The organism is Elusimicrobiota bacterium (assembly GCA_026388075.1).
Classification (GTDB): Bacteria; Elusimicrobiota; Endomicrobiia; order Endomicrobiales; family JAPLKN01; genus JAPLKN01.
The window spans coordinates 1-5,252 of record JAPLKN010000018.1 but is presented as its reverse complement, the minus strand read 5'-3'; the positions used below and the strand labels follow the sequence as shown (position 1 = coordinate 5,252).

General features: G+C 35.6%; 5 protein-coding genes and 2 pseudogenes. All 7 read left to right on the top strand.

Translation table 11 applies throughout. The features are described 5' to 3' along the window. The coding region (locus tag NT145_00715; GenBank protein ID MCX5781219.1) for a flavodoxin domain-containing protein at positions 1-463 on the top strand (463 nt) is incomplete at its 5' end. 120 nt (positions 464-583) lie between these two features. Then, complete coding sequence (locus NT145_00710; GenBank protein ID MCX5781218.1) at positions 584-865, top strand: hypothetical protein; 282 nt, start codon at positions 584-586, stop codon at positions 863-865. A gap of 157 nt (positions 866-1,022) precedes the next feature. Beyond that, a pseudogene (locus NT145_00705) lies at positions 1,023-2,134 on the top strand (aminotransferase class I/II-fold pyridoxal phosphate-dependent enzyme). Between the two features lie 70 nt (positions 2,135-2,204). Beyond that, entirely contained in the window at positions 2,205-3,137 is a 933-nt protein-coding gene (gene cysK, locus NT145_00700; GenBank protein ID MCX5781217.1) for a cysteine synthase A, read from the top strand. Positions 3,138-3,151: 14 nt separating this feature from the next. Continuing rightward, positions 3,152-3,601 (top strand): Rrf2 family transcriptional regulator, encoded by a 450-nt coding sequence (locus tag NT145_00695; GenBank protein ID MCX5781216.1) that lies wholly within the window; start codon positions 3,152-3,154, stop codon positions 3,599-3,601. Between the two features lie 96 nt (positions 3,602-3,697). Next, positions 3,698-4,225: pseudogene (locus NT145_00690) on the top strand (lipocalin family protein). Between the two features lie 313 nt (positions 4,226-4,538). Then, on the top strand, positions 4,539-4,976 hold the full coding sequence (locus NT145_00685; GenBank protein ID MCX5781215.1) for a hypothetical protein: 438 nt from the start codon (positions 4,539-4,541) through the stop codon (positions 4,974-4,976). Positions 4,977-5,252 lie beyond the last annotated feature (276 nt).

Here is a 5,252-nt window from a genome sequence, read left to right as displayed (position 1 = left end):
AGTTTATTATTCTTATACGGGCAATACAGAAATTATTGCCAAAACACTTGCTCAAGAATTAAATGCTGATATATTGAAAATTGAAGATGTTGAACGGCCGTCAGTGCTTAAGGCCTATATTTTAGGGACATTTGCCGCGCGTAAGGGAAAATCTTGGCCAATAAAATCAATAAACACTGATTTATCAAAATATAACCGTATTTTTGTCGGAGCTCCGATATGGTGTGGAAAAACATCTCCTGAATTGAATACTTTTATAGATCAAACCGACTTTTCAGGAAAATCCGTTGTAATATTTGTTTCTATGGCCGGAAGTAATCCTGATATGGCAATTAAGGCTTTAGACACAAGAATTTCTGCAAGAGGCGGAAAAATTATATCTTCATTTTCAATAAAAACCGTGATGTCAAAAAAGAATGATATTGAACTGAAATCTAAGGATGCTGCGCAACAGTACAAATAATTTAAGACAAAAATATAAGAACAGGAAAAAAGTCCGCCTCGCCCATTGAAAATGAGCGGGCGAGACATCGCTCGCCTCGATTCGGCGAAGCGGGCCCATTTAAATGGGCGGGGAGAAAAAATGGAAGATAAACCTGAAACTAGAAACGAGCTTACACAAATAATTAATAAACTAAGTGAAATTAAAGAACAAGTTGTCCAAATTAACCAGAAAACTGAGAACAATTATAAATGGCTCGCAAAATTGACGCGTAGAATATTTCCGATAACTATAGCTGTTACCGTAATTGAGATACTAATCCTAATCGGCCTATTTGGGATCACATATTTTATAGTTAAGTTTTTTGTTTTTAGTGATGTGGGAAAATCAATATTAAAATTTGTTTCAAGTTTTGCGAAATAAATTTAGTATTTATTTTTGCATTAATTTACGTCAATACACCTGCTGAGAAACCTCCCTAAAAAAATATTTTCTAAAAGGACTTGACAAAAAAATAGCTTTGTGATATAATCCTACTAATTCTATAGACTTTATAGATAACTTTAAAAGGGAGAAAAATATGACTAAAATTGATTCGAAGTTACATTTAGAAACATTAGCACTGCACGGAGGACAGGAACCGGACCCAACAACGGGGGCAAGAGCAGTACCGATTTATCAAACAACGTCTTACCAGTTCAAAAGTACCGAACACGCGGCAAACCTTTTTGGTTTGAAGGAGTTCGGCAATATCTATACCCGTTTAATGAATCCAACCACTGATGTTTTTGAAAAACGCATTGCATTACTTGACGGAGGTGCCGGGGCGCTTGCCGTGGCAAGCGGCCAGTCAGCAATTACAATTGCACTTCTTAATATTGCCCAATCTGGAGACGAGATCGTTTCTGCCGATAATTTATACGGCGGAACTTACACTTTGTTTCATAATACATTTGCCAAATTTGGGATTAAGGTAAAGTTTGTTAAATCTAACGATTTAATAGCCTTAGAGAAAGCCATCACGTCAAAAACAAAAGCCATTTATGCCGAATCTATAGGCAATCCTAAATTGGATGTCGCAGATCTTGAAGGATTGTCAAAAGTTGCTCATAAAAATGGTATTCCTTTAGTATTGGATAATACCGTGTTGTTGAAGCATTGAAACCTCTAGGAAATATTGCCTATATTATGAAGGCCAGGCTTATATTGCTTAGGGATCTTGGGCCTGCTATTTCACCCTTTAACTCGTTTTTGTTTTTACAAGGACTTGAAACTCTTCATTTAAGACTTCCTAGACATGCCGAAAACGCACTGGCAGTTGCTAAATATCTTGAGAAACATAAGAAAGTTAGCTGGGTTAATTATCCCGGGCTTGACTCAAGCCCTGAAAAAACGCGTGTTAAAAAATATTTGCCAAAAGGAGCGGGCGCAATTATAGGATTCGGCATTAAGGGGGGCATTGAAGCGGGAAAGAAATTCATTAATTCATTGCAGTTGATTTCGCACTTAGCGAATGTCGGAGACGCAAAGACGCTTGCTATACACCCGGCGACTACAACACACCAACAGCTGAGCAGCGAGGAACAGCTTGCGACCGGTGTTACGCCGGATTTTATTAGATTATCAATAGGGCTGGAACATATTGATGATATTATTGCAGATATTGAACAAGCCCTAGCAAAAGCAGATTGAGGCTGAGGTTAAGGTTGAGCAAAAAGCCTTTCTTAGCCTAAACCTTAACCTGTCTTTAACTGGAGGTATTATGTCAAAAATTTACGAAGATATAACTCAAACAATTGGAAATACGCCCCTTATAAAACTTAACAGTATAAATGAAGGTCTTAAGGCAATTATTCTTGTTAAAGCCGAAACTTTTAATCCTTTATCAAGCATTAAAGACCGTATAGGCCTTGCAATGATAGTTGATGCCGAAAAAAAAGGTTTATTGAAACCGGGTTCCACAATAATAGAACCTACTAGCGGAAATACCGGTATAGCATTAGCATTTGTTGCAGCGGCAAAGAAATATAAATTGATCCTAACCATGCCTGATACTATGAGTCTTGAAAGAAGGAAACTTCTGAAAATATTGGGTGCTGAAGTAGTATTAACCGACGGTGCAAAAGGCATGCGCGGCGCTATTGAAAAAGCTGAAGAACTAAACAAAAACATCCCAGGGAGCTTCATGCCACAGCAATTCAATAATCCGGCAAACACTGAGATTCACTACAGGACCACAGGGCCCGAGATATGGAAAGATTCCAACGGTAAAATAGACATATTCATTTCAGCCGTAGGTACTGGAGGGTCACTAACAGGCATAGGAAAGTATTTGAAAGAAAAAAATCCGAAAATAAAAATTATTGCCGTTGAGCCAAAGGATTCTCCCGTAATTTCAGGTGGAAAGCCCGGACCCCACAAAATACAGGGTATTGGTGCCGGTTTTATACCAGATATATTGGACAAAAAACTGATAGACGAAATTATTCTTGCGGCTCACGAAAAGGCGGGCGAAATTTCAAGACGACTGGCAAAGGAAGAAGGCTTATTAGTTGGAATATCCTCAGGTGCTAACGTTTGGGCGGCTTTGGAAGTGGCAAAACGCCCTGAGAACGCAGGCAAAACTATCGTTACTATACTGTGCGACACCGGCGAGCGTTATCTTTCCACATGGTTGTTTGAAGATTCTAAATAAGGAAGGGATTTTAAATGAAAATAACTTATAAAGGTGATTACGCTTTAAAAATAATTTTAGATTTGGCTCTGTTATACAATCAGGGAAAAACTTCAATAAAAGAAATATCAAAACGCCAGGACATACCGAGGAAATTCCTTGAACAAATCGTTACAATTCTTAAAAGTGCCGGCTATCTGAAAACCGAAAGAGGTTCTGGCGGCGGAATTTCGTTATCAAAAGATCCGGCAAAAATTACTTTGGGAGAAATAATACGACTTATTGAAGGACCGACTTCGCCGATAACTTGTGTAAGTAGATCTAAATACACAAAGTGCGATTTTGAAGCAAAATGCGCTTTGAGAACTGTATTTGAAAAAATCCGTGACCGGACTAGTGAAATTATAGATAAAACAACATTTAAAGATATGGTAGATAAAACTAAAAGCCTTCAAAAAAATATTCATCCCGATTATGTAATTTAAGACAACCTGACATAGCAAAATCCCTCCAAAAAAGATAAAATTATTTTACCTAAATCACGTCTAGCTATATTTTCAAAAATAATATAAAATAAATGAATGAATAAATTAATAATCCCTTTTATTTTAATTCTAAATTTCATTTGTTTTGCAGGTGCAAATGAAAAGAGTCAAGAATTAAAAACCGTTGATTATGTAGATTTAAACCGTATAACCGGCACATGGTATGAAATCGCTAGAATTTCAAATTTTTTAGAAAAAAATCTTGTTGCTGTGACAGCTACATACACACTGTTTCCAAATGGCGACATGGAACTGTTGAATAGCGGACGGAAACTCGCTTTGGACGGAGAAATAAGGATAAAAAAAGGAAAAGCATGGGTAATAGACAAAAAAACCAACGCTAAGCTTAGAGCCAGTTTTATTTAGCCTTTTTCTTGCGTTTATTGCGTTATTGAAATAGGAAAAAATTACGAGTATGCTGCTATAGGTAATCCCAGACGCAGTTCTTTATGGATACTTAGCAGAAAATCAAAAATGGATGAGAAATTATATAATAGTATTTTAAAACGTTTAGCAATGCAAGGTTACAATTTATCAAAATTAGAAAAAATACCTCAAAAATAACTGATGTAATTATTAAAATATATTTTAGAATTGTTCTGATATCGCTGCAGCATTTAAGACATCCTATAAAGATCAGGATGTCTTGATTATCAGCCCAAGGCTGATCCGACTGGGGCGGACACAGATTAGACAATGATTACACGGATGAAACAAATTCATGAACTGACTGGAAAAATAATAGGTTGCTGTTTTAAGGTTCATAAGGAATTGGGCCCCGGATTTAACAAATAAAAAGGTTAGTATGTTAATCTGTGTAATCGTAGTTAAGAATCTGTGTAATCAGGTATAATGAACATTATACCAGGAGACAAATATGAAAAAAATATCATTAATTTCAACTTATTGTTTAATTTCTTTATTTTTATTAAATTTAATTGCGATAAAAAATATTTCTGCGGCTGAAGGTTCATCAGCGAAAAATTCTGGCGGATCTAATATTAATGATGAAATATATGTGGAAATTCTCTCAAAAATGATATATTATGACCATTTCTATCGAAAAAAATATAAACTAGAAAATACTAATCCAAAAACAAACGCCACATCGGAGGGGGTGGCAAACGCTTACAAATATGCTAATGCTTTAAAAAAGGAGCGTAAAACGCTTTTAAATAAGTATGGATTAAGCGAAAGAGATTTTGAAAATTATAGCGACAAAATTAATCAGAATTCCTCAATGCCAGAGGGTTCAAAACGGCAAAAAAAGTTATTGGAACGCGCCGCCCAAAAATCAAGAACGTTAGATAAATAGTGTTCAAAAAAGGAGTAAGGATTAAGTATTAAGGCATAAGAAGTAGGTTTAAAGGTTTTTCAAATCTTAATCCTTATCACTTACCACTTATCACTGTTTTTAAAAGGAGGGAAAATGAAAAAAATACTCGGATTATTTTTATTAATGTTTTTTGTTTCGGGTTGTGTAACAATGCAAAAATATGACAAGGTTGTTGATGAAGCAAATGATTATGAAGATAAGCTGATAACACTCACCGCACAGTATGATGACTTGAATAAACAAAAAACTGATTTA

What these genes read in the sequence shown, in the direction of transcription:
- NT145_00710 (MCX5781218.1), top strand. Translation starts at nt 584, where the DNA reads ATGGAAGATAAACCTGAAACTAGAAACGAGCTTACACAAATAATTAAT.
- cysK (MCX5781217.1), top strand. Translation starts at nt 2,205, where the DNA reads ATGTCAAAAATTTACGAAGATATAACTCAAACAATTGGAAATACGCCC.
- NT145_00685 (MCX5781215.1), top strand. Translation starts at nt 4,539, where the DNA reads ATGAAAAAAATATCATTAATTTCAACTTATTGTTTAATTTCTTTATTT.
- NT145_00695 (MCX5781216.1), top strand. Translation starts at nt 3,152, where the DNA reads ATGAAAATAACTTATAAAGGTGATTACGCTTTAAAAATAATTTTAGAT.